This window comes from Kitasatospora sp. NPDC034533, from assembly GCF_055575155.1.
The window spans coordinates 35,898-58,596 of sequence record NZ_JBVITE010000032.1; the positions used below are offsets into that span (position 1 = coordinate 35,898).

Annotated in this window: 23 protein-coding genes and 1 pseudogene; 21 read left to right on the forward strand and 3 right to left on the reverse strand. The window is 71.3% G+C overall.

What is annotated here, in order from left to right; all coding sequences use genetic code 11:
• The first annotated feature begins 115 nt into the window (after positions 1 to 115).
• Entirely contained in the window at positions 116 to 820 is a 705-nt protein-coding gene (locus ACZ55U_RS22110) for an HAD family hydrolase (protein WP_465528076.1), read from the forward strand.
• A gap of 299 nt (positions 821 to 1,119) precedes the next feature.
• A complete protein-coding gene (locus tag ACZ55U_RS22115; protein ID WP_465528079.1) occupies positions 1,120 to 2,646 on the forward strand; it encodes an ABC transporter substrate-binding protein in 1,527 nt (508 codons plus the stop codon).
• Between the two features lie 89 nt (positions 2,647 to 2,735).
• Here ACZ55U_RS22115 and ACZ55U_RS22120 read toward each other — a convergent pair whose 3' ends face one another.
• Positions 2,736 to 3,407, reverse strand: coding sequence for a response regulator (locus tag ACZ55U_RS22120; RefSeq protein WP_188299078.1), 672 nt, complete (start codon positions 3,405 to 3,407; stop codon positions 2,736 to 2,738).
• A complete protein-coding gene (locus tag ACZ55U_RS22125; RefSeq protein ID WP_465528081.1) occupies positions 3,408 to 4,307 on the reverse strand; it encodes a RecB family exonuclease in 900 nt (299 codons plus the stop codon).
• Positions 4,308 to 4,474: 167 nt separating this feature from the next.
• On the opposite strand from ACZ55U_RS22125, the gene ACZ55U_RS22130 reads away from it, so the two are divergent.
• From ACZ55U_RS22130 to ACZ55U_RS22140, 3 genes are all read left to right on the forward strand, one after another.
• The gene (locus ACZ55U_RS22130) at positions 4,475 to 5,686 is read left to right on the forward strand and encodes a site-2 protease family protein (protein WP_465528083.1); all 1,212 of its coding nucleotides are present in this window, start codon (positions 4,475 to 4,477) and stop codon (positions 5,684 to 5,686) included.
• A 46-nt stretch (positions 5,687 to 5,732) separates the two neighbouring features.
• Positions 5,733 to 6,692, forward strand: coding sequence for a tRNA (adenine-N1)-methyltransferase (locus tag ACZ55U_RS22135; protein ID WP_465528085.1), 960 nt, complete (start codon positions 5,733 to 5,735; stop codon positions 6,690 to 6,692).
• A gap of 198 nt (positions 6,693 to 6,890) precedes the next feature.
• Entirely contained in the window at positions 6,891 to 7,430 is a 540-nt protein-coding gene (locus ACZ55U_RS22140) for a hypothetical protein (RefSeq protein WP_465528087.1), read from the forward strand.
• Between the two features lie 8 nt (positions 7,431 to 7,438).
• Here ACZ55U_RS22140 and ACZ55U_RS22145 read toward each other — a convergent pair whose 3' ends face one another.
• Positions 7,439 to 7,744, reverse strand: coding sequence for a ferredoxin (locus ACZ55U_RS22145; RefSeq protein ID WP_465528089.1), 306 nt, complete (start codon positions 7,742 to 7,744; stop codon positions 7,439 to 7,441).
• Positions 7,745 to 8,030: 286 nt separating this feature from the next.
• Here ACZ55U_RS22145 and arc point away from each other — a divergent pair, with 286 nt between their 5' ends.
• The 16 genes and pseudogenes from arc (at position 8,031) to tatC (ending at position 22,637) form a co-directional block, all read left to right on the forward strand.
• Positions 8,031 to 9,797 (forward strand): proteasome ATPase, encoded by a 1,767-nt coding sequence (gene arc, locus ACZ55U_RS22150; protein WP_465528091.1) that lies wholly within the window; start codon positions 8,031 to 8,033, stop codon positions 9,795 to 9,797.
• A gap of 228 nt (positions 9,798 to 10,025) precedes the next feature.
• Positions 10,026 to 11,537: a depupylase/deamidase Dop gene (gene dop, locus ACZ55U_RS22155; protein ID WP_465528093.1), complete on the forward strand. Its 1,512-nt coding sequence runs from the start codon at positions 10,026 to 10,028 to the stop codon at positions 11,535 to 11,537.
• 174 nt (positions 11,538 to 11,711) lie between these two features.
• Positions 11,712 to 11,930 carry a ubiquitin-like protein Pup gene (locus ACZ55U_RS22160; RefSeq protein WP_188299085.1) on the forward strand — a complete coding sequence of 73 codons (219 nt, stop codon included), beginning with the start codon at positions 11,712 to 11,714 and terminating at the stop codon, positions 11,928 to 11,930.
• Positions 11,931 to 12,064: 134 nt separating this feature from the next.
• Positions 12,065 to 12,142 (forward strand): annotated as a pseudogene (locus ACZ55U_RS22165) (endonuclease VII domain-containing protein); the annotation flags it as partial.
• Positions 12,139 to 12,939: a proteasome subunit beta gene (gene prcB / locus ACZ55U_RS22170; protein ID WP_465528169.1), complete on the forward strand. Its 801-nt coding sequence runs from the start codon at positions 12,139 to 12,141 to the stop codon at positions 12,937 to 12,939. The pseudogene ACZ55U_RS22165 and the gene prcB, both read left to right, overlap by 4 nt.
• 31 nt (positions 12,940 to 12,970) lie before the next feature.
• Positions 12,971 to 13,726 carry a proteasome subunit alpha gene (prcA, locus tag ACZ55U_RS22175; protein ID WP_380730002.1) on the forward strand — a complete coding sequence of 252 codons (756 nt, stop codon included), beginning with the start codon at positions 12,971 to 12,973 and terminating at the stop codon, positions 13,724 to 13,726.
• A gap of 120 nt (positions 13,727 to 13,846) precedes the next feature.
• A complete protein-coding gene (gene pafA, locus ACZ55U_RS22180; protein ID WP_380730000.1) occupies positions 13,847 to 15,208 on the forward strand; it encodes a Pup--protein ligase in 1,362 nt (453 codons plus the stop codon).
• A gap of 129 nt (positions 15,209 to 15,337) precedes the next feature.
• Positions 15,338 to 16,327 (forward strand): FKBP-type peptidyl-prolyl cis-trans isomerase, encoded by a 990-nt coding sequence (locus ACZ55U_RS22185; protein WP_465528095.1) that lies wholly within the window; start codon positions 15,338 to 15,340, stop codon positions 16,325 to 16,327.
• Between the two features lie 237 nt (positions 16,328 to 16,564).
• A complete protein-coding gene (locus ACZ55U_RS22190; protein ID WP_465528097.1) occupies positions 16,565 to 17,884 on the forward strand; it encodes an FKBP-type peptidyl-prolyl cis-trans isomerase in 1,320 nt (439 codons plus the stop codon).
• Between the two features lie 148 nt (positions 17,885 to 18,032).
• Positions 18,033 to 18,443: an FKBP-type peptidyl-prolyl cis-trans isomerase gene (locus ACZ55U_RS22195; protein ID WP_465528099.1), complete on the forward strand. Its 411-nt coding sequence runs from the start codon at positions 18,033 to 18,035 to the stop codon at positions 18,441 to 18,443.
• 199 nt (positions 18,444 to 18,642) lie between these two features.
• Positions 18,643 to 19,617 (forward strand): helix-turn-helix transcriptional regulator, encoded by a 975-nt coding sequence (locus ACZ55U_RS22200; protein ID WP_465528101.1) that lies wholly within the window; start codon positions 18,643 to 18,645, stop codon positions 19,615 to 19,617.
• Between the two features lie 73 nt (positions 19,618 to 19,690).
• Positions 19,691 to 20,647 carry a helix-turn-helix transcriptional regulator gene (locus ACZ55U_RS22205; RefSeq protein WP_465528103.1) on the forward strand — a complete coding sequence of 319 codons (957 nt, stop codon included), beginning with the start codon at positions 19,691 to 19,693 and terminating at the stop codon, positions 20,645 to 20,647.
• Between the two features lie 3 nt (positions 20,648 to 20,650).
• Positions 20,651 to 20,881, forward strand: a complete 231-nt coding sequence (locus ACZ55U_RS22210; protein ID WP_465528105.1) for a hypothetical protein — start codon at positions 20,651 to 20,653, stop codon at positions 20,879 to 20,881.
• A gap of 30 nt (positions 20,882 to 20,911) precedes the next feature.
• A complete protein-coding gene (locus tag ACZ55U_RS22215) occupies positions 20,912 to 21,124 on the forward strand; it encodes a hypothetical protein (RefSeq protein ID WP_465528107.1) in 213 nt (70 codons plus the stop codon).
• Positions 21,125 to 21,316: 192 nt separating this feature from the next.
• The gene (tatA, locus tag ACZ55U_RS22220; protein WP_465528109.1) at positions 21,317 to 21,616 is read left to right on the forward strand and encodes a Sec-independent protein translocase subunit TatA; all 300 of its coding nucleotides are present in this window, start codon (positions 21,317 to 21,319) and stop codon (positions 21,614 to 21,616) included.
• Positions 21,617 to 21,743: 127 nt separating this feature from the next.
• Positions 21,744 to 22,637, forward strand: a complete 894-nt coding sequence (gene tatC / locus ACZ55U_RS22225; RefSeq protein WP_465528111.1) for a twin-arginine translocase subunit TatC — start codon at positions 21,744 to 21,746, stop codon at positions 22,635 to 22,637.
• Positions 22,638 to 22,699: the final 62 nt, after the last annotated feature.

The following is a 22,699-nucleotide window of genomic DNA, read 5'->3' on the forward strand; positions in this document are numbered from 1 at the left end:
CCTTCCGGACGAAGCGGGCGTATCCTTGATGATCCTGAACGGGCCGGTCCGCTCACCAGCGGGCCGGCCCGCGCCTTCCCGGGCACGTCCCGGGCCTGCCGGAAGGATCCCCGACATGACGACCAGCCCCACCGCCACGCGCGTCCTCGACCACGGGGACGGCCGCGGGCTCCAGGCGGTGCTGCTGGACATGGACGGGACGCTGGTGGACACCGAGGACTTCTGGTGGCAGGCCGAGGTCTCGCTCTTCGCCGAGCTGGGCCACGAGCTGGACGAGGCGGACCGCGCCCACGTGGTCGGCGGCCCGATGACCAGGGTGATGGACTACCTGGTGGCCCGCACCGGGGTGGACATCGCGCCGACCGACCTCGGCGTGCTGGTCAACCAGCGCTTCGTCGACCTGCTGGCCGGCGGCGTGCCGCTGATGCCGGGCGCCGAGCGGCTGCTCAACACCCTTGCCGCGCACGGTGTCCCGGCCGCCCTGGTGTCCGCCTCGCACCGGCACGTGATCGACATCGTGCTGCGCTCGCTGGGCGCCCACCACTTCGCCTTCACCATCGGCGGGGACGAGGTGCCGCGCACCAAGCCGTTCCCGGACCCGTACCTGGAGGCGGCCCGCCGGCTGGGCGCGGAGCCGTCGCGCTGCGTGGTGATCGAGGACACCCCGACCGGGGTGCGGGCGGGCGAGGCGGCCGGCTGCCCGGTGATCGCGGTGCCCTCGGTGGCGCCCGTCGAGCCGGCTCCGGGGCGGCTGGTGCTGCCCTCGCTGGAACGGGTCGACCTCGACCTTCTGCGCTCCCTGATCACTTCGCGAGTGTGATTGTCATCTCACTGCGCCCCAGAGCTACTCGCTGGTAAGTGGCCGTTCGAGGCTCCCGGCAGGGGTCTCCGGGGGAGAAAACGGGCAATGGCTGACAACTCGTCGGGCGCGCTCTGATGCCCTGAACCACCGTGTCCCAAACGTCACCTGAACGAGTACCGGTCGTACGTGTTCGATGTGGCACGCTACTCCAGTTCGTGCCACCCAGAAGGACGCGCCTCGTGAAGACTTCAGTTGAACGCCTGGCAGTACTCGGTTGCGCCGGCCTGGTCACCGTGTCGGTGGCCGGTTGCGGATCTATGACCGACGTGGTCAAGGGGGACGGCGGCAAGTCGATCACCATGGGCACCAGCCAGCTGACCGGTGTCCTGGACCCGGCGGCCGCCTACGACGCCGGCTCCTGGATGCTGCTGCGCAACACCTTCCAGTCGCTGCTCACCTTCCAGGCCGCCGCCAGCGCGCCGTCCCCGGACGCCGCGCAGTCCTGCGAGTTCACCAACGGCGAGGCCACCGAGTACCACTGCACCCTGAAGCCGGGCCTGAAGTTCTCCAACGGGCACCCGCTCACGGCCCAGGACGTGGTCTTCTCGATCGAGCGCACCAAGAAGATCAACGAACCGACCGGCCCGGCCGAGCTGCTGGACTCGATCAAGTCCGTCGAGGCCAAGGGCGACAACGAGGTGCTCTTCCACCTCTCCGCGCCCGACGCCACCCTGCCGGCCAAGCTGGCGAGCCCGGTCGGCGCCATCGTGGACCACTCGTACTACCCCGCCGACAAGGTCCTCCCGAACGACAAGCTGATCGGCTCCGGGCCGTACCGCTTCGACGGGCTGGAGCAGTTCAAGGGCGGCAAGCAGCTGGGCAAGGTCGTCCTGGCGCCGAACGACAAGTACGGCGGCGACGCCAAGCTGCGGAACAACAAGTTCACGGTGCGGTACTTCGACAAGGCCGAGGACCTGAAGACCGCGCTGGACAAGGGCGAGGTCGACCTCACCGACAACAGCCTGGAGCCGAACACCGCCGCCCAGGTCCGCTCCGACCAGCAGGGCGGCAAGACCGACCTCCAGGTGACCGAGGGCGACAGCAACGACACCCGTTCGCTGGTCCTCAACACCAAGGACCCGCTGATGAGCAACGTCGCCGTCCGCCAGGCCGTGGCCCAGATGATGGACCGCAAGGCGCTGGCCCGCGACGTCTTCGCCCGCACCGTCCAGGCGCTCTACTCCATGGTCCCGGCCGGTCTGCCCGGCCACACCACGGCCTTCTTCGACCGTTACGGCGACCAGGACGTGAACAAGGCGAAGAAGATCCTGTCCGACGCCAAGATCCAGACGCCGGTCAAGTTCACCCTCACCTGGTCCCGTTCGCGGGCCGGCAGCAACGAGGCCGAGACGCTGAAGAAGCAGCTGGAGACCGGCGGCGTGTTCCAGGTGACGCTCGCCCAGGAGTCCGACTGGGACTCGTACCGGACGGGCTGGGCCGAGGGCAAGTACCAGGCGTACATCATCGGCTGGTTCGCCGACTACCCGGACCCGGACAACTACCTCGCCCCGCTGCTCGTCAACGGCGGTGCCTACCACCACGGTTGGGACGACCCGCGGATCAGCGGGAAGCTGGTGCCGGACGGCCTCAAGCAGACCGACCGCAGCGCCGCGGCCGCCACCTACGCGCAGATCCAGCAGATCGAGGCCGAGAACGTGCCGCTGATCCCGCTGTACCAGAACAAGTCCTTCTACGCGGCCCGCTCCTACGTCACCGGCGTCGAGTCCACCGTCGACACCACCGGCTACTTCCGCTTCTGGGAGATCAGCCGCACCAACAAGTAGCGCCCGCGGCACGGCGGCCCGCCCGCTCCTTCCGGTGATCCGGGGGAGCGGACGGGCCGCCGTGACGTTTCAGCGCGCCGTCGCCGGCCCTACAGGGCGCCCGGACGCACCAGTCCGCTCTCGTAGGCGTACACCGCGGCCTGCACCCGGTCGCGCAGCTGGAGCTTGGTCAGCACATGGCCCACGTGGGTCTTCACGGTGGTCTCGCTGACGAACAGCTCGGCCGCGATCTCCGCGTTCGACAGCCCGCGCGCCACCAGCTTCAGCACCTCCAGCTCGCGCTCGGTCAGCGCGCTCAGCGCCTGCGGCGGCGCCTCGTCACCGGAGGGCAGCTTGGTGGCGTACATGTCCAGCAGCCGGCGGGTGATGCTCGGCGCCAGCATCGCCGCGCCGTCCGCCACCACCCGGATCGCCTGCACCAGCTCCTCGGCCGGGACGTCCTTCAGCAGGAAGCCGCTGGCACCGGCGCGCAGCGCCTCCACCACGTACTCGTCCAGGTCGAAGGTGGTCAGCACCAGCACCTTGGCCGGGCCGTCCCGCCCCGGGCCGGCGATCCGGCGGGTCGCCTCGACGCCGTCCATCCTGGGCATCCGGATGTCCATCAGCACCACGTCGGGCTGCAGCGCCCGCACCTGGTCCAGCGCCTGCTGGCCGTCGCCGGCCTCGCCGACCACCACGAGGTCGGACTCGGCCTCCAGGATCATCCGGAAACCGGTGCGCAGCAGCGGCTGGTCGTCGACCAGCAGCACTCGGATCGTCACCTAGGACTCCTCGCTCATCGGATCCCCCGTGGGATCGCTCTCATCCGACGTACGGGCCAGCGGCAGCGGGTACGGCGGCGGGGTGCCGCCGAACTCCGGGCAGCTGGCCCGGTGGTCGCACCAGTCGCAGAGGCGGTTGCGGGTGGCCGGGAAGTCCCCGGTGGCCACCGCGTGGCTGATCCGCTCCCACAGCGCCTGGAGCTTGCGCTCCACCGCGAGCAGGTCCGCCTGGTCCGGGTCGTACGTGACCACGTCCCCGCCCCCGCCGAGGTAGACCAGCTGGAGGCGCTTGGGGATCACGCCCTTCCAGCGCCACACCACCAGGGCGTAGAACTTCATCTGGAACATCGCCTTGCCCTCGAAGTCCCGCGAGGGCGCCCGGCCGGTCTTGTAGTCGACCAGCCGGACCTCACCGGTCGGGGCGACGTCGACCCGGTCGATGTAGCCGCGCAGCAGCAGCCCCGACTCCAGCGCCGTCTCCACGTAGAGCTCCCGCTCCACCGGGTGCAGCCGGGTCGGGTCCTCCAGCCGGAACCACTGGCCGACCAGCTTCTCGGCGTCCGCCAGCCACCGGGTGAGCGCCGCGCCGTCCGGGTCCTGCGGGAACAGCGAGCCCAGCTCCGGGCGCTCGCCCAGCAGCCGCTCCCACTGCGGGCGCAGCAGGCCCAGCGCCCGCTCCGGCGTCCGCTCGGCCGCGGGGCTGTCGAACAGCCGCTCCAGCACCGCGTGCACCAGCGTGCCCCTGGTCGCCGCCGGGCTCGGCGGCTCGGGCAGCCGGTCGATCACCCGCAGCCGGTACAACAGGGGGCAGGTGAGGAAGTCCCCCGCGCGGGAGGGCGAGAGCCCGGTCGGAGGTGCCGCCGGGCGCCCGGCGGCACTGCTGGTGTCGGTGTGCTGCATGGCTACGACCCTATTGCCCCTCGCTGCCATCCCGCTGCCACGGTGCTGCCAGAGCGGCGGCGGAGTGGGTATCAAGCCGGAAAGAGGGGTGCGCCGCGCCGCCGGGCCGCGATCACGTAGCGTGGGCGCACCGGGGCACGGCGGGAGAGACGACCGAAGGGATCACGGTGAGCGACAGCAGAGGGCAGCGGCCCTCCGACCGGCCACCGCAGGACGGCGACCGGCGTCCGGCCGGGGCGCCGCCCGAGCGCGGCGGCGGCCTCCTGATGGGCCGGCCCTTCGGCGTGCCCATCTACGTCACCCCGTCCTGGTTCGTCATCGCCGCACTGATCACCTGGGTGTTCGGCGGGCAGCTGGGCGAGGTGCTGCCCGACCTCGGCGCCAGCCGCTACCTGATCGCGTTCTTCTTCGCGGTCGCCTTCTACGCCTCCGTCCTGGTGCACGAACTCGCCCACACCCTGGTCGCGCTGCGCTACCGGCTCGGGGTGCGGCGGATCCAGCTCCAGTTCTTCGGCGGGGTCTCCGAGATCGAGAACGAGGCGGAGAGCCCCTGGCGCGAGTTCTGGCTGGCCTTCGTCGGCCCGCTGCTCTCGCTGGCGCTCGGCGGCCTGTTCTACCTCGCGGTGCGGGCGGTGGAGCTGTCCACCGTGCCCGGGGTGCTGCTCACCGGCCTGATGGTCTCCAACCTGGTGGTCGCCGCCTTCAACCTGCTCCCCGGCCTGCCGCTGGACGGCGGCCGGATGCTGCGCGCGGTCGTCTGGGCGGTCACCGGCAAGCCGATGGCCGGCACGGTGGCCGCCGCCTGGGTAGGCCGCGGCCTGGCCGTCGCCGTGCTGATCGGCCTGCCGCTGCTGAGCGCCGCCCGCGGGATCGAGCAGACCTCCACCGACACCCTGGTGGACGCGGTGCTGGCCGCCGTGCTCGCCGCCATCATCTGGAACGGTGCCACCGGCAGCCTGCGCAACGCCCGGCTCAAGGAGGCGCTGCCCGCGCTGCGGCTGCGCGAACTGGCCCGGCGGGCCGTCGAGGTCACCGCCGACACCCCGCTCGGCGAGGCGCTGCGCCGCGCCCACGAGGCCCGGGCGGGCGCGGTGATCGTGGTGGACGGCCGGGGCGAGCCGATCGCCATCGTGCGCGAGGCCGCCGTGCGGTCGGTGCCCGAGCAGCGCCGGCCCTGGGTGGCGGTCGGCCCGCTGGCGCGCGACATCGAGCCCGGCATGCGGCTGGACGCCGACCTCGGCGGCGAGGAGCTGCTGCGGGCCGTCCAGGCCACCCCGGCGGGGGAGTACCTGGTAGTCGAGCCGGACGGCCGGGTGTACGGCGTCGCCGCGCTCAGCGACATCGAACAGCGGCTGACCACCGCCATCGCCGGCCGTTGATCACCCGCGTCCCGGGAGGCGGTCCGCTTCCCTTAGGATTGTCCGCATGTCCGAACCGACCGGTGCCGCCCGCCGACGCGGGCCCTTCCAGGTCGGGGACCAGGTCCAGCTGACCGACCCCAAGGGTCGCCACTACACGTTCACGCTCCAGGCCGGGAACCAGTTCCACACCCACAAGGGTGCGTTCCCCCACGACGAGCTGATCGGCGCTCCCGAAGGCACGGTCGTGCGCACCACGGGGAACGTCCCGTACCTCGCGCTGCGCCCCCTGCTCCCCGACTACGTCCTGTCCATGCCGCGCGGCGCCGCCGTGATCTACCCCAAGGACGCGGGGCAGATCCTGGCGATGGCCGACATCTTCGCCGGCGCCCGCGTCGTCGAGGCCGGCGTCGGCTCCGGCGCGCTCAGCACGTACCTGCTGCGTGCCGTCGGCGAGCAGGGCATGCTGGCGTCCTACGAGCGCCGGCAGGACTTCGCCGACATCGCCCGGGGGAACGTCGAGCGCTACTTCGGCGGCCCGCACCCGGCGTGGAAGCTCACCGTCGGCGACCTCCAGGACAACCTGGTCGAGACCGACGTCGACCGCGTCATCCTCGACATGCTGGCCCCCTGGGAGTGCCTGGACGTCGCCTCCAAGGCGCTCGTCCCCGGCGGCCTCATCTGCTGCTACGTGGCCACCACCACGCAGATGTCGAAGACCGTCGAGGCGCTGCGCGAGCACGGCACCTTCACCGAGCCGCAGGCCTGGGAGACCATGGTCCGCACCTGGCACCTGGAGGGCCTGGCGGTCCGCCCGGACCACCGGATGATCGGCCACACCGGCTTCCTGCTCACCGCCCGCCGCCTCGCGGACGGCGTCGAGCCGCCGCTGCGCCGCCGCCGCCCGGCCAAGGGCGCGTACGGCGAGGACTACGACAGCGGGGCGCCCGAGCCGACCCTCCAGGAGCGCGCGGCGGCCCGCAAGGCCGCCCGCGGCACCGACGCGGAGCAGCCCGACCTGGGCTGAGCCCGAAGACGGACGAGGGGTGGTGCGGGCGAGGAGCCCGTACCACCCCTTTCGCGTTCCGCCGATCACCGTGTGGGACGATGCTGGCTGACGCTTTGGTGGCCGGAGCGCTGGAGGGGACGCCTGGTGGAGACCGCGGTCGGGACGACGGCGACGGCTGGACAGCAGACACCGCGGGGCCGCACCGGGCCCGGGCGCGTGCGGACCGCCCCCTGGCACTGGGCCGTCGCCCTGGCCGGCTGCGGCGTGGTGGTGGGGACGGCCCTGGCCGCCTCCCCGGCGACCGGCACCCCGGTGTCCGCGCACCCCGCGCCCACGGCCCTCGCCGCGACCGCCGGCCCCGACCCGGCGCAGGTCCAACTCCCGCTGGACTGCGGCCCGTTCCCGGTCAAGACGGCGCTCGCGGTGTCCGCCCGGCTCGGCGACGGACGTCCCGCCACGGTGGTCGCCGCGCACTGCGCCACCGAGACCGGCACCCCGCCCGACGCCGTCCTCCTGCTGGACTTCGGCCCGGACGGGCGCCCGAGGGTGGCGGCCACCCTGCTCGCCGAGCGCGAGAACCTCACCGTGAGCCGGATCGCGGTGCGTTCGGACGGTGCCGTCACCGGCCACGCCCAGGGGTACTCCGGCGAGGACGTGCCGCGCTTCCGGCCGGACATCTCACTCGACCTCACCTGGACGCCGAAGGGCGGCGGCTGGGAACGCTCCCAGACCGCCGCCCCGGTCTCCGCCGTGTGACGGACCGGCTACTGCGCGTCCGGCCCGTACACCTCGACCCGGTCGGCGACCCGGCGCACGTGGATGCAGTCGCCGGGGCACTCCTTCGCCGAGTCCACCACGTCCTGAAGGATCGTCAGCGGCACCGGGGCCGTCTCCCCGGGCTGCTGGCGCAGCTCGTCGTCCGGCCCCTTCACGTAGGCCAGCCCGTCGATGTCGAGCTCGAAGACCTCGGGTGCGTACTGCGCGCAGATGCCGTCGCCGGTGCACAGATCCTGGTCGATCCACACCTCCAGCGCCTCGGCCGCTGCCGCCGTCTGCTCGGTCACCGACATGGTCCCCTGCCGTTTCTGTCCCGGGTCGCCCCTATTCCTGGAGCAATCCCGCCATTCGTACAACGATCGGACCTCGACTTGTGGTCGCGATCGGATATCACTTCGCTCGACGATACATCCGGCCCGCTTTGGGCGGTGCGCGGTGGGTATCCCCCTTAGCAGAGGGGAAGCACGCTGGGGCGAAGATCGGACACGCCCGTTCCATCTTTCTTGATCTAGGGGTTTACGGACCCCTGGTCCCAGGTAGGGTCTGGAAGCGTCCAGCTCCCCGGAGGAGGTGAGGACCGTGGCAGCCCACGATGACGACTACAACCGCAGCACCGGCAGGCCCGCTCGTGGTTCCGACGAGGCCGCTCAGGTCTCGTACCTTGAGCAGGAAATCGCCGTGCTGCGCCGCAAGCTCGCCGACTCGCCGCGCAATTCGAGGATCCTCGAAGAGCGGATCGTCGAGCTCCAGACCAACCTGGCGGGCGTGACCGCCCAGAACGAACGGCTCGCCTCCACCCTGCGCGAGGCCCGCGACCAGATCGTGGCCCTCAAGGAGGAAGTGGACCGGCTGGCCCAGCCCCCGGCGGGGTTCGGCACCTTCCTCGAAGCGAACGAGGACGGCACCGCCGACATCTTCACCGGCGGGCGCAAGCTCCGCGTGAACGTCAGCCCCAACGTCGCCCTCGACGAGGTGCGGCGCGGCCAGGAAGTGATGCTCAACGAGGCCCTCAACATCGTGGACGCGATGGCCTTCGAGAACATCGGTGAGATCGTCACCCTCAAGGAGCTCCTGGACGACGGCGAACGCGCCCTGGTCCTCGGGCACACCGACGAGGAGCGGGTGGTCCGCCTCGCCGAGCCGCTGCGCGGTCTGACCATCCGGGCCGGGGACGCCCTGCTGCTGGAGCCCCGCTCCGGCTACGTGTTCGAGGTGGTGCCGAAGTCCGAGGTCGAGGAGCTGGTCCTCGAAGAGGTCCCGGACATCGACTACCGCCAGATCGGCGGCCTGAGCAACCAGATCGAGCTGATCCGCGACGCGGTCGAGCTGCCGTACCTGCACGCCGACCTCTTCAAGGAGTACGAGCTGCGCCCGCCCAAGGGCGTGCTGCTCTACGGCCCGCCCGGCTGCGGCAAGACGCTGATCGCCAAGGCCGTCGCCAACTCGCTGGCCAAGAAGGTCGCCGAGGTGACGGGCCGGCCCCAGGGGAAGAGCTACTTCCTCAACATCAAGGGCCCCGAGCTGCTCAACAAGTACGTGGGCGAGACCGAGCGGCAGATCCGCCTGGTCTTCCAGCGGGCCCGGGAGAAGGCGGGCGAGGGCACGCCCGTCATCGTCTTCTTCGACGAGATGGAGTCGCTGTTCCGCACCCGCGGTTCGGGCGTCAGCTCGGACGTGGAGAACACCATCGTCCCGCAGCTGCTCGCCGAGATCGACGGCGTGGAGGGCCTGGAGAACGTCATCGTCATCGGCGCCTCGAACCGCGAGGACATGATCGACCCGGCGATCCTGCGGCCCGGCCGGCTGGACGTCAAGATCAAGATCGAGCGCCCGGACGCCGAGGCCGCGAAGGACATCTTCTCCAAGTACCTCAAGGACTCGCTGCCGTTCCACCCGGACGACGTCAAGGAGCACGACGGCTCCGTCGAGGCGACGGTCGCCGCGATGATCCAGTCGGTGGTGGAGCGGATGTACTCCGAGACGGAGGAGAACCGCTTCCTGGAGGTCACCTACGCCAACGGTGACAAGGAGGTCCTGTACTTCAAGGACTTCAACTCCGGCGCGATGATCCAGAACATCGTCGACCGCGCGAAGAAGATGGCCATCAAGGACTTCCTCGACCACGGTCAGCGGGGTCTGCGCGTCTCCCACCTGCTCGCCGCCTGCGTGGACGAGTTCAAGGAGAACGAGGACCTCCCGAACACCACCAACCCGGACGACTGGGCCCGCATCTCCGGCAAGAAGGGCGAGCGGATCGTCTTCATCCGCACGCTGGTCACCGGCAAGCAGGGCGCCGAGTCCGGCCGCTCCATCGACACTGTCGCCAACACGGGGCAGTACCTGTAAGCACGCGGTTGCCCGGGCCGCCCGCGGTCCCCGGAGCTGTACGCACCCCGTCCGGCTGTGGCGCCTCGCGGCCCCGCAGCCGGACGGCGCGTCTCCGGACCCGCCGGTCGGCGCCGGGTCCTAGGCTCGACCCACCGTCCGCGGGCAGATACCCGGCGTCGGTGTTGTTCGGCGGTACGTCAGCGTGCTCCGCCCGCCGGGGGCGGCGCACCGGGCAAGGAGGGCCGCATGACCGTACGGCGAGTGATGGGCATCGAGACCGAGTACGGGATCTCCGTGCCCGGGCACCCCAACGCCAACGCCATGCTCACCTCGTCCCAGATCGTCAACGCGTACGCGGCGGCGATGCACCGGGCACGGCGGGCCCGCTGGGACTTCGAGGAGGAGAATCCGCTGCGCGACGCACGGGGGTTCGACCTGGCCCGCGAGGTCGCGGACGCCAGCCAGCTCACCGACGAGGACATCGGCCTCGCCAACGTCATCCTCACCAACGGGGCCCGGTTCTACGTGGACCACGCGCACCCCGAGTACAGCTCGCCGGAGGTCACCAACCCGCGCGACGCGGTGCTCTGGGACAAGGCGGGCGAGCGGATCATGGCGGCCGCCGCGCAACGCGCGCTGGAACTGCCCAACGGGCAGAACATCCACCTGTACAAGAACAACACCGACAACAAGGGCGCCTCCTACGGCACCCACGAGAACTACCTGATGAAGCGGGCGACGCCGTTCGCCGACATCGTCCGCCACCTCACCCCGTTCTTCGTCTCCCGCCAGGTGGTCACCGGCGCCGGCCGGGTCGGCATCGGCCAGGACGGCTCGGCGCACGGCTTCCAGATCAGCCAGCGGGCGGACTACTTCGAGGTCGAGGTGGGCCTGGAGACCACGCTCAAGCGCCCGATCATCAACACCCGGGACGAGCCGCACGCGGACGCCGAGAAGTACCGCCGGCTGCACGTGATCATCGGGGACGCCAACCTGTCCGAGATCTCCACCTACCTCAAGCTGGGCACCACCTCGCTGGTCCTGTCGATGATCGAGGACTCGTTCATCGCCTCCGACCTCGCCGTCGACCAGCCGGTGCGCACCCTCCACAGGGTCTCCCACGACCCGACGCTCAAGCAGCTGATCACCCTGCGCAACGGGCGCAAGCTCACCGCCGTCCAGCTCCAGCTGGAGTACTTCGAGCTGGCCCGCAAGTACGTCGAGGACCGCTTCGGCAACGACGCGGACGAGCAGACCGTGGACGTGCTGGCGCGCTGGGAGGACGTCCTGGGCCGGCTGGAGCGCGACCCGATGTCGCTCTCCCGGCAGCTGGACTGGGTCGCCAAGCGGGAGATCCTGGAGGGCTACCGCAGCCGGGACGCCCTGGGCTGGGAGAACCCGCGGCTCCACCTGGTCGACCTCCAGTACAGCGACGTGCGCCCCGAGAAGGGCCTCTACAACCGTCTGGTGGCCCGCGGGCGGTTCGACCGGCTGCTGACCGAGGACGAGGTCGAGCGGGCCGTCTCCAAGCCGCCGGAGGACACCCGGGCGTACTTCCGCGGGCGCTGCCTGGAGCAGTACGCGGAGCACGTCGCGGCGGCCTCCTGGGACTCGGTGATCTTCGACCTGCCCGGCCGGGACTCGTTGCAGCGCGTGCCCACGCTGGAGCCGCTGCGCGGCACCCGCAACCACGTCAAGGAGCTGCTGGACCGCTGCCGCACGGCGGAGGACCTGCTCCGGGTGCTGTCCGGCGGGTAACTTTTCGATCACCACGGGTGAACGTCCGCCGAATGGGAATCATCCGGGGTGGCAGCGGGTGTTGGACAGGAAGCGCCACCGGCAAACCGGGAGCGGCAACCGCACCTTGTGTATAGGGTCGATGCAGCAAGCGGAGACCCAACCGTGCCAGACGAATCGAGCGGGGTGAGGGAAATGGCGAGCAAGGACACCGGCGGCGGCCAGCAGCGGGCAAACCGTTCCTCCGAGGAGGTCGAGGAGCAGGCCGCGGAAAGCCAGAATTCCGACGACCTCAAGGAGCGCCAGGAAAAGCTGAGCGACGACGTCGACGCGGTACTGGACGAAATCGACGAGGTCCTCGAATCGAATGCCGAGGATTTCGTCCGGGGATTCGTCCAGAAGGGCGGGCAATAGCCCGCCCCCGGGCATTCCGGAATTCACGGTCGCGACCGTCCGCGGCGGCCGGGCGGCGAGGACCGCCCGGCCGCCCGGCACCGGCCCCTCCACGCGTGGACAGTGATCGCCGGGCGGGTAGGGTGCGGGCAGCGCGCGCTTCAAGCTACCTGGAAGGAATCGTGTGGAAGCCAACACTCGTGGCACCGGGCGTCTACCGGCTGCCTTCCTGACCCCGGGGTCCTCCTCGTTCATCGAGTTCCTCGCCGAGCACCAGCCCGAGCTGCTCCCCGGCAGCCGCCGCGGGCTGCCCGAGGGGGCCGTGGTCGACGCCCCCCACGGGACCACGATCGTGGCCGCGGTCTTCGACGGCGGCGTGGTGATCGCGGGTGACCGCCGGGCCACCATGGGCAACGTGATCGCCCAGCGCGACATGGAGAAGGTCTTCCCGGCCGACGAGTACAGCGCGGTCGGCATCGCCGGCACCGCCGGCCTCGCGATCGAGATGGTCCGGCTGTTCCAACTGGAGCTGGAGCACTACGAGAAGATCGAGGGCACCACGCTCTCCCTGGAGGGCAAGGCCAACCGGCTCACCACCATGATCCGGGGCAACCTGGGCATGGCGATGCAGGGCCTCGCGGTGGTGCCGCTGTTCGCCGGCTACGACCTGGACCTCGGCCGCGGCCGGATCTTCAACTACGACGTCACCGGCGGGCGTTCCGAGGAGCGGGGCTTCGCGGCCACCGGCTCGGGCTCGGTCTTCGCCCGCGGCTCGATGAAGAAGCTCTACCGCGAGGACCTGACGGCCGACCAGGCCGTCACCCTGGTCGTCCAGGCGCTCTACGACGCGGCGGACGACGACTCCGCCACCGGCGGCCCGGACCTCGCCCGCCGGATCTTCCCGATCGTCTCGCTGATCACCGAGGACGGCTTCCGCCGGCTGACCGAGGCGGAGGTCGCGCAGACCGCCGTCGCCATCACCGACGACCGCCTGACCCGCCCCAACGGCCCGCAGGCCCCGCTGATCTAGCCGTCACCTCACAGGAAAGGGACGACCGCCGGTGTCGACACCGTTCTACGTCTCACCCCAGCAGGCCATGGCCGACCGCGCGGAGTACGCCCGCAAGGGCATCGCGCGCGGCCGCAGCGTGGTCGTGCTCACCTACGCCGACGGCATCGTCTTCGTCGCGGAGAACACCTCCAGGGCGCTCCACAAGGTCTCCGAGATCTACGACAAGATCGCCTTCGCGGCGGTCGGGCGCTACAACGAGTTCGAGAACCTGCGCATCGGCGGCGTCCGCTACGCCGACCTGCGCGGCTACTCCTACGACCGGGCGGACGTCACCGCCCGGGGCCTGGCCAACGTGTACGCCCAGACGCTGGGCACCATCTTCTCCTCGGTCGGCGAGAAGCCGTACGAGGTCGAGCTGATCGTGGCCGAGGTCGGCCGCACCGCCGACAACGACCAGATCTACCGGCTCACGCCGGACGGTTCGGTCGTGGACGAGAAGAACTACGTGGTGGTCGGCGGCAACGCCGACTCGATCGGCAACTACCTGGGCCAGCGCCACCGCGCCGGCCTGAGCCTCACCGAGGCGGTGAAGGTCGCGGTCGACTCGCTCGCCCGCGACCCCAACGGGGGCAGCCCGCGCAGCCTCACGCCGGAACAGCTGGAGGTCGCGGTCCTCGACCGCCAGCGGTTCCAGCAGCGCAAGTTCAAGCGGATCCTGGGCAACCAGCTGGGCCGGCTGCTCGACGGGGACCAGTCCGCCGAGGCGGACGACGACGAGGACCCGGCGGACGGCACGCCGGTGTAGCAGTGCCTGCGGAGTCCCGTGCGGCGGCCGGACCGCCGTCGTACGGGACTCCGGTGCCCCTGCGGCGGCCCAGCCGCCGTGGAGGCGGTTTCGGACAGCTCCGACGAGAATGGAGTGCTCATGGACCGCCGGATTTTCGGGCTGGAGAACGAGTACGGCGTGACCTGCACGTTCCGCGGACAGCGGCGGCTGTCCCCGGACGAGGTGGCGCGGTACCTGTTCCGCCGGGTCGTCTCCTGGGGCCGCAGCAGCAACGTCTTCCTGCGCAACGGCGCCCGCCTCTACCTCGACGTCGGCTCCCACCCCGAGTACGCCACCCCCGAGTGCGACGACGTCGTCGAGCTGGTGACGCACGACAAGGCGGGCGAGCGCATCCTCGAAGGACTCCTGGTGGACGCCGAGCGGCGGCTGCACGAGGAGGGCATCGCGGGGGACGTCTACCTCTTCAAGAACAACACCGACTCGGCCGGCAACTCCTACGGGTGCCACGAGAACTACCTGGTGGCCCGGCACGGCGAGTTCTCCCGGCTGGCCGACGTGCTGATCCCGTTCCTGGTCACCCGGCAGCTGATCTGCGGCGCGGGCAAGGTGCTCCAGACCCCGCGCGGCGCGGTGTACTGCGTCAGCCAGCGGGCCGAGCACATCTGGGAGGGCGTCAGCTCCGCCACCACCCGCTCCCGCCCGATCATCAACACCAGGGACGAGCCGCACGCGGACGCCGAGCGCTACCGCCGGCTGCACGTGATCGTCGGCGACTCCAACATGTCCGAGACCACGACGCTGCTCAAGGTCGGCGCCACCGACCTGGTGCTGCGGCTGATCGAGGCCGGCGTGGTGATGCGCGACCTCACCCTGGAGAACCCGATCCGGGCGATCCGCGAGGTCAGCCACGACCTCACCGGCACCCACCAGGTGCGGCTGGCCAACGGCCGCGAGGCCAGCGCGCTGGACATCCAGGAGGAGTACTACACCAAGGCCCTGGAGTTCGCCGACCGCAAGGGCATCAACACCGGGACGGTCGGCCGGGTGCTGGACCTGTGGGGCCGCACCCTGGAGGCCGTCCGCACCGAGCGGCTGGACGGGGTGGCCACCGAGATCGACTGGATCATGAAGTACAAGCTCATCGAGCGCTACCGCGAGAAGCACCAGATGAGCATGTCCAACCCGCGGGTGGCCCAGATCGACCTCGCGTACCACGACATCCACCGCCGCCGGGGCCTGTTCTACCTGCTCCAGGGCAAGGGGCAGGCGCAGCGGGTGACCACCGACCTCAAGACCTTCGAGGCCAAGTCGATCCCGCCGCAGACCACCCGGGCGCGGCTGCGCGGGGACTTCATCCGCAGGGCGCAGGAGCAGCGCCGGGACTTCACGGTGGACTGGGTGCACCTGAAGCTGAACGACCAGGCGCAGCGCACGGTGCTGTGCAAGGACCCGTTCCGCTCGGTCGACGAGCGGGTGGAGAAGCTGATCGCGGGGATGTAGCCCGCGCGGCCGAGTGATCGAGGCGGTGTCCGGCCCCGGTGGTGTCTACCGGGGCCGGACGCGTGCCGGGCATACGCTGTCCGTCGAGTCAGGAGAGCCGACTTCGACCGACAGTTAGGACCATCCACCGTGCGTCGCACCGCCGGTTTGCTTCTCACCCTGCCGCTGCTGCTCGCGGTCGCCTGCGGCAGTTCCCCCAAGGCGGCCGGCCCGGCGTCGCCGTCCCCGGCGAGCGCCGCCCCGACGGTGCCCGCGCCGGTCGGCGAGGCGTCGCCGATGCCCACTCTTTCGGGTGGCGGGTTCGGCAGCAAGGCCACCATCACCATCCCCGAGGGCCAGCAGCCCAGTGGCCAGTTCGTGGTGAACACGGTCAGCGAGGGCGACCGCGCCGCGGTCGGCAAGGGCGACTGGGTGACGGTCAACTACACGGCCAAGGACTGGACCACCGGCAAGGACCTGCCCAGCTCGTACGACGCCAACGGCAAGCCGCAGCTCTACCAGGCCGGCAGCGGCCAGCTGGTGCCGGCGCTGGACCAGAGCGTGATCGGCAAGAAGGTGGGCTCCCGGCTGCTGGTGGTGGCCCCGCCGGAGGCGGCCTTCGGCGAGCAGGGCTCCGGCCAGCTGGGCGTCAACAAGGGCGACACCGTGGTCTTCGTGCTGGACATCATGGAGAGCCTGCCGCCGGACTCCACGCTGACCGGGACGATGGCCGAGTCGCCCGCGACGATGCCGCAGGTCAAGGACAACGGCAAGGCACCGGCGACGATCACGATCCCGGCCGGGCAGGCCGCGCCCACCGACCTCCAGCAGGCGGTGCTGATCAAGGGCGAGGGCAAGCAGGTCAAGAGCGGGCAGACCCTGGTGGTGCAGTACACCGGGGTGCTGTGGGCCGACGGCCAGCAGTTCGACGCCTCCTGGACGCACGGCGGCGCGCAGGCCGTGCAGATCGGCACCGGCAGCGTGATCGAGGGCTGGGACAAGGGCCTGGTCGGGCAGAACGTCGGCAGCCGGGTCCTGCTGGTGGTGCCGCCGGCGCTCGGCTACCAGGACAAGGCGCAGGGCTCGGTGCCGCCGAACTCGACCCTGGTCTTCGTCATCGACATCCTGGAAGCCGTCTAGACGCCGGCGGAGGATCCGTCGGACAGGCCCCTCGAAGTCGCCCCGGGGATTCCGTACGCTTGGGCGGACGCTCGTACAGCGAAGCGTCCGCCCTCATCCTGAGCTGTCATACTGCCCACGCACTGTGGCAGGCGCCGCCCGGCGCCGAGGTCCGGGGCGGGCGGTGCGACCACAGGCCGGCGTGTCCCACGCCGGGCGCAGACCTGGAAGACCTCGTGGCGAGATGGATGGGGAGTCATGACTGAGAAGACGCCGAGCCCGGGCGGGGCCGGCACCGCGGCGAACGACGGCTCCGCGAGTGACCCGGCCGCCTCTCGTCCCGGCGGCCCGGTGGGCGTGGATCGCGAGTCGATCGTCGTTCCCCCGGCGATCCTGGCGCAGCAGGCCGGCTGGGCGCAGCCCGGGGACGCGCCGCGCGTCGCGGGCGGGGCGAAGACGGACGACGCCCCGCAGATCTTCGCGTCCAGCGTGCGCAAGACCGACACCTCGGAGGCCGGGTACGACGAGAACCCGCCCGGCGTCGGCAAGCTGGGCGTGATCCTCGGCACGGTGCTGGCCGTGCTGCTGGTCGGCAGCGGCATCACCCTGTACATGGTGAACAAGGACGGCGGTGCCAAGGACAGCGCCTCGGCCGCCAAGCCGGACGCCGCCAAGACCGCGCCGCCCACGCCGAGCGCCGAGCCGGTGCCGCCGATCAAGGACAGCGCCAAGGTGCTGCCGACGGTCACCGGTGACTTCGGCAAGAAGGCCGAGATCCAGGTGCCGGGCGAGGCGTCCGACGGCTCGTTCGTGGTCAAGGTGCTCACCGAGGGCAACGGCGCCAAGGTCGAGAAGAACTCCTGGACCTCGGTGGACTACACCGCCAAGGACTGGAACACCGGCAAGGACATCCCGAGCTCGTACGACGCCAACGGGAAGCCGCAGATCTTCCAGGCCGGCACCGACGCGCTGATCCCGGCGCTGGACCAGGCCGTGATCGGCAAGAAGGCCGGCAGCCGGCTGCTGGTGGTGGCCCCGCCGGCCGCCGCCTTCGGCTCGCAGGGCAAGGCCGACATGTCGATCGGCGCCAAGGACGACCTGATCTTCGTGATCGACATCCGCAACGCCAACGCGCCCGACGCGGTGGTGAGCGGTACCGTCACCCCGCCGCCGGCGGACTTCCCGCAGGTCAAGGACAACGGCAAGAAGCCGGCCGAGATCACTCCGGTGCCCGGGGCGGCGGACCCGACCGAGCTGAAGACGCACGTCCTGATCAAGGGCACCGGCCCGAAGGTGGAGAAGGGCGAGAAGGTCGTCGTCCAGTACACCGGCGCGCTGTTCAAGGACGGCAAGGTGTTCGACTCCTCGCTCAGCAAGGGCCAGGCGTTCACCTTCCCGGTCGGCGGCGGCCAGGTCATCCCCGGCTGGGACCAGGGACTGGAGGGCCAGACGGTCGGCAGCCGGGTCGAGCTGGTGATCCCCGCCTCGCTGGGCTACGGCGACAAGGGCCAGGGCGACATCCCGGCCGGCGCGACGCTGGTCTTCGTGGTGGACATCCTGGACGCCGGTCAGGGCTGAGCCACTTTCGGGTGACAATGGTGCGCGTGTGACCTTCGGGTCCGGCCTGCGTGGCCGGGCCCCTACGGGCGGCGGGCGCCCGTACTGTGGTCCGCCAGGGCGACGAGTCCTGGCGGACCGGGTGCGGGCGCCCGCCGCTTGGTCGTGAATGACAGCGAATGTGAGAAGAGGGACTGTGAGCGTCAACCTCAACGAGAAGCCCGAGATCGACTTCCCGATCGGCGACGCCCCGAAGGAGCTGCGGATCCGCGACATCGTCGTGGGCGACGGCGAGGAGGCCAAGCCGGGCCAGGTCGTCAGCGTCCGCTACGTCGGCGTGACCTTCGAGAGTGGCGAGGAGTTCGACGCGAGCTGGAACCGGGGCACCGCTCCGTTCAAGTTCCCGCTGGGCGCCGGTCGCGTCATCAAGGGCTGGGACCAGGGCGTCGTCGGCATGAAGGTCGGCGGCCGTCGCGAGCTGACCATCCCGTCGCACCTGGCGTACGGCGCGCAGTCGCCGACCCCGGCGATCCCGCCGCACTCGACCCTGATCTTCGTGGTCGACCTGCTGGGCGTCTGAGCCCGTCGTGACCGTGGGCCGGACCCCTCCGGGGGCCCGGCCCACGGGCCTGTCCGGGCCCGAACGGCACGCCGGGGGGAACGGGTGCCGGAGGCGGCTTTTGCACCGCGTACCGCTACCGGTACGGTCGGTCCCGCCGGGTGGTGATCGCCCGGTTGGCGCACCCCGCGCGCGGCGCGGCACACCGGAAGGGTCAGCGATGGCGATCGCCAAGGCAGAGCGGCTGATGAATCTCGCCCTGTGCCTGATGAACACCAGACGGCCGCTCTCCAAGAAGGAGCTGCGGGAATCCATCGAGGCGTACCGCGAGGCCTGGCAGAGCAGCAGCGAGGACGCCTTCAACCGGATGTTCGAGCGGGACAAGGACGACCTGCGCGAGCTCGGCCTGGTGATCGACGTCGACGAGAGCACCCTGGACGGGGAGCTCGGCTACCTGGCCCGGGCCGACCGCAACCGGCTGCCCGAGATCGCCCTGGACGCGGAGGAGGCGGCCGCGCTGACCCTGGCCGCCCGGGTCTGGCAGCAGGCCAAGATGTCCGGCGCGGCCAGCGGCGCCCTCCAGAAGCTGCGCGCGGCCGGGGTGCCGTTCGCCGAGGCCGAGGGCCGCACCGCCTTGGAGCCGCGCATCCCCGCCCGGGAGGCCGCGTTCGAGCCGCTGCTCACCGCCGCCCGGGACCGTCGTCCGGTCACCTTCGACTACCGCAAGGCCGGTGCCGCCGCCGTCGAGCAGCGCAGCGTCGAACCGTGGGCGCTGGAGTGCTGGCGCGGGCACTGGTACCTGGCCGGGTACGACCGCGACCGCGGCGACGCCCGGGTGTTCCGGCTCAGCCGGATCACCGGCAGGGTGAAGGCCCGGTCCGGGGCCTTCCTCGGCACCGTGCCCGAGCACGTGGACGTGAGGGCCACCGTGGCGAAGTTCGCCGGGGAGGGCGCCACCGCCACCGCGACCGTCCGGGTCCGCCGGGGCGCCGGCTTCCCGCTGCGCACCAAGGCGCTGAACAGCACCCGGGTGGACGAGGCCTGGGACGAGCTGGAGATCCCGTACGGCAACGGGCTGGGCGCGGACCTGGCGGAGTTCGGGCCGGACGTGCTGGTGCTCGGGCCGGAGGAGCTGCGGGCGGATGTGATCGACCGGCTGCGGGCGGTCGCGGGTCTTGAAGGGGTTCGGGCATGAGCGAGCGGAGTGAGCGGATCGTCGGAGGGTGCGCGCCGTGCGGAGCGCCCACCGAGCGCGGCGAGGTGGACGCATGAGCAACGCCATCGACCAGACGCGACGGATGCTGTCGCTGGTCACCTACCTGCGCGAGCGGCCGGGCGCCGAGGTCGCCGAGGTGGCCCGGGCCTTCGGGATCAGCGAGCGGGAGCTGATCGGGGACCTCAACGTGCTGCCGATGTGCGGCACCAGCTTCCGCGGCGGCGACCTGCTCGACATCGACACCGACGGCGAGCGGATCTGGTGGCACAACGTCGACGACGTGGCCCAGCCGCTGCGCCTGGCCGCCGACGAGGCGACCGCGTTGCTGGTGGCCGCCCGCGCGGTGGCCGGGCTGCCGGGCCTGCGGGCCGGGGACCGGGAGGCGCTCACCCGGGCCGTCGCCAAGATCGAGAACGCGGCGGGGGAGAGCGCCGAGGGCAGTGCCCGGGTCGGCGTGACCTTCGAGGCGGAGAGCCACGTCTTCGCCGACATCGACCGCGCGCTCAGCGAGGGCCGCCGGCTCTGGCTGCGTTACTACTCGCACGGGCGCGGCGGGATGACCGAGCGCGAGGTCGACCCGATCCGGCTGCTCACCGAGGGCCACACCTACCTGGAGGCGTGGTGCCGCACCTCCGAGGACCACCGGATGTTCCGGCTCGACCGGGTCGCCGAGATCCGCGTCCTGGACGTCCCGGCCGACCCGCCCCGGCGCGAGCCGCGTGACCTGAGCGGCGGGCTGGTCAACCCGGCGGCGGACGACCCGGAGGTGGTGGTCGAGGTCTCCTCCGGCGGGCGCTGGGTGGCCGAGTACTACACCCACGACCGGGCCGAGGAGCTGCCCGACGGCGGGCTGAGGATCACCCTGCGCAGCGCCGACCCCTCCCAGCTGCGCCCGCTGGCGCTGCGGCTGGGCCGGGACGGCCGGATCGTCTCGCCCCCCGAACTGGCCGAGCAGGCGCGTTCGGCCGCGCGGGAGGCGCTGGCCGCCTACGGGGAGGGGCGGGACTGAGCGGTGGAGCCCGGGACCAGATTCAAGGTGTACTGCTCGGAGTGCCGGGAGAAGGTGGAGCTCCCGGCGGAGGAGTTCCGCCTGACCCTCGGTCGCACCCCCGCCCACGCGCACTACAGCTTCGGCTGCCCCCGCTGCGGGGCGGCGGTGCGCAAGCCGGCCGGGGAGAAGATCGTCGAGGCGCTCACCGGGGCCGGGGTGCGCACCATGCGGCTCGTCCCGGCGGAGGGCTGAGCGCCGTACGGCCCGTATAGGCTGGGGCGCATGTCCTGGATGCTCGTCGCCGCCGTCCTGCTCGCCACCGCGGGCCTGCTGGTCCTCGGGGTCCTCGCGATCCGGCTCTGGCTGGACGTGCGGGCGCTCGCCGAGGGCGTGGACCAGGCGTCGCGGGCGCTGACCGCCGCGGCGGAGGAGCTGGCGGACGCGGTGCCGGGCGCCCGGGCCGAGGACGGCGAGCGGAGCGTCCCGGTGGCATAGCACGGTCCGGCTCACGGCGGTACGGGGGCTGCTCCGCGCGGGTGAGGGCGGGTTACGCTCTCAGGTGGCTCCTGAACCGTGTACCGGGGGCCGCTGTCCTGTTCGGGCGGCCGTCGTCGTGGCGTCATCCGCAGCGGTTACCATCCGCAGCGGACGGACCAGTCGGGCCGCCGAGACCGAAGGTGGTCGCGCATGCGCATCTCGATGACCGCGATCGTGGTGATCGTGGTTCTCGCCATCGTGCTGTTCGGAGCCAAGCGGCTGCCGGAGGTGGCGCGCTCGCTGGGGAAGTCGATGCGGATCCTGAAGAGCGAGGCCAAGGCGATGCGTTCGGACGGCGAGTCCGAGCCACCGGCCCGGCCCGCTCCGGCGCCGGTGGACGGCGGCGCGACCAGGACCGTCCAGGCCGCTCCGGGCGCTTCGGCCACGGCCCGTCCGGTGAACGGCTCCGCCGGCGGGGCCTCCGCGCCCGACGGCGACCGCCCGCACTGAGCGCGGCGCACGTGACGTACGCGACTTCGGAGGCCCGTCGACCGGCGGGCCCCCACGCACGAGTTGAGGACCGGGGTTGAGCAAGCTCTCCAAGGCGTCGAAGGCGCCAAAAGATCCTGAGGGGCGGATGGCCCTCGCCGATCACCTGCGGGAACTGCGCAACCGGGTGGTCAAGTCGGTCCTGGCGATCGTGCTGATCACCATCGTGGCGGCGATCTACCACAAGCAGCTGGAGGACCTGCTGCTGAAGCCGCTGCCGCGCTGTGACACCAGGGAGCTGGCCGAGCACTACCACGGCAAGTGCGCCCAGGTCTCCAACATCGGTCTGACCTCCGGTTTCACCTGGATGCTCAAGGTGGCCCTGACGGCCGGCGTGGTCGGGACCGTGCCGATCTGGCTGTACCAGCTCTGGGCCTTCGTGGCGCCCGGCCTCCACAAGCACGAGAAGAAGTACACGATCGTCTTCCTGATCTGCGGGACGCCGCTGTTCCTGGCCGGTGTGGCCGTGGCCATCCTGGTGCTGCCGACCACGGTCGACGTGCTGATCTCGTTCACGCCGAACAACACCACGCCGATCCTGCCGCCCGAGGACTACTTCGACATCGCCACCCGGATGGTGCTGGTCTTCGGCCTGGCCTTCGAGTTCCCGCTGCTGCTGGTGATGCTGAACATCATCGGCATGGTGACCGGCAAGCGGCTGCTGGGCTGGTGGCGCGGCATGGTCATGGGCATCACGGTGTTCGCGGCCTTCGCCACGCCGAGTGCCGACCCGCTGAGCATGCTGGCGCTGGCCGCGCCGATCTGGGCGCTGTACTTCTTCGCGGTGGCGATCGCGCTCGTCAACGACAAGCGCAAGCGCCGCAACAACCCGGACGCGGACCTGGACGACGAGGAGGCCTCGCACGTGGACCTCTCGGTGCAGCCGGTGGCCGGGGCGGAGATGGTCGAGGCCTCGGCGGCTCCGTCGGCCGGTGCGGCGCTGCCGGCGTCCCGCCGCGACGAGATGGACGACATCACCTGATCCGGTAGTCCCCTTGAGGAGCCCCGGCCCGCCGCCACCGAGCGGTGGGCCGGGGCTTTTCG

What these genes read in the sequence shown, in the direction of transcription:
- ACZ55U_RS22110 (WP_465528076.1), top strand. Translation starts at nt 116, where the DNA reads ATGACGACCAGCCCCACCGCCACGCGCGTCCTCGACCACGGGGACGGC.
- ACZ55U_RS22115 (WP_465528079.1), top strand. Translation starts at nt 1,120, where the DNA reads ATGACCGACGTGGTCAAGGGGGACGGCGGCAAGTCGATCACCATGGGC.
- ACZ55U_RS22125 (WP_465528081.1), bottom strand. Translation starts at nt 4,307, where the DNA reads ATGCAGCACACCGACACCAGCAGTGCCGCCGGGCGCCCGGCGGCACCT.
- ACZ55U_RS22135 (WP_465528085.1), top strand. Translation starts at nt 5,733, where the DNA reads ATGTCCGAACCGACCGGTGCCGCCCGCCGACGCGGGCCCTTCCAGGTC.
- ACZ55U_RS22145 (WP_465528089.1), bottom strand. Translation starts at nt 7,744, where the DNA reads ATGTCGGTGACCGAGCAGACGGCGGCAGCGGCCGAGGCGCTGGAGGTG.
- dop (WP_465528093.1), top strand. Translation starts at nt 10,026, where the DNA reads ATGACCGTACGGCGAGTGATGGGCATCGAGACCGAGTACGGGATCTCC.
- ACZ55U_RS22160 (WP_188299085.1), top strand. Translation starts at nt 11,712, where the DNA reads ATGGCGAGCAAGGACACCGGCGGCGGCCAGCAGCGGGCAAACCGTTCC.
- pafA (WP_380730000.1), top strand. Translation starts at nt 13,847, where the DNA reads ATGGACCGCCGGATTTTCGGGCTGGAGAACGAGTACGGCGTGACCTGC.
- ACZ55U_RS22190 (WP_465528097.1), top strand. Translation starts at nt 16,565, where the DNA reads ATGACTGAGAAGACGCCGAGCCCGGGCGGGGCCGGCACCGCGGCGAAC.
- ACZ55U_RS22195 (WP_465528099.1), top strand. Translation starts at nt 18,033, where the DNA reads ATGACAGCGAATGTGAGAAGAGGGACTGTGAGCGTCAACCTCAACGAG.
- ACZ55U_RS22200 (WP_465528101.1), top strand. Translation starts at nt 18,643, where the DNA reads ATGGCGATCGCCAAGGCAGAGCGGCTGATGAATCTCGCCCTGTGCCTG.
- ACZ55U_RS22205 (WP_465528103.1), top strand. Translation starts at nt 19,691, where the DNA reads ATGAGCAACGCCATCGACCAGACGCGACGGATGCTGTCGCTGGTCACC.
- ACZ55U_RS22215 (WP_465528107.1), top strand. Translation starts at nt 20,912, where the DNA reads ATGTCCTGGATGCTCGTCGCCGCCGTCCTGCTCGCCACCGCGGGCCTG.
- tatA (WP_465528109.1), top strand. Translation starts at nt 21,317, where the DNA reads ATGCGCATCTCGATGACCGCGATCGTGGTGATCGTGGTTCTCGCCATC.
- tatC (WP_465528111.1), top strand. Translation starts at nt 21,744, where the DNA reads ATGGCCCTCGCCGATCACCTGCGGGAACTGCGCAACCGGGTGGTCAAG.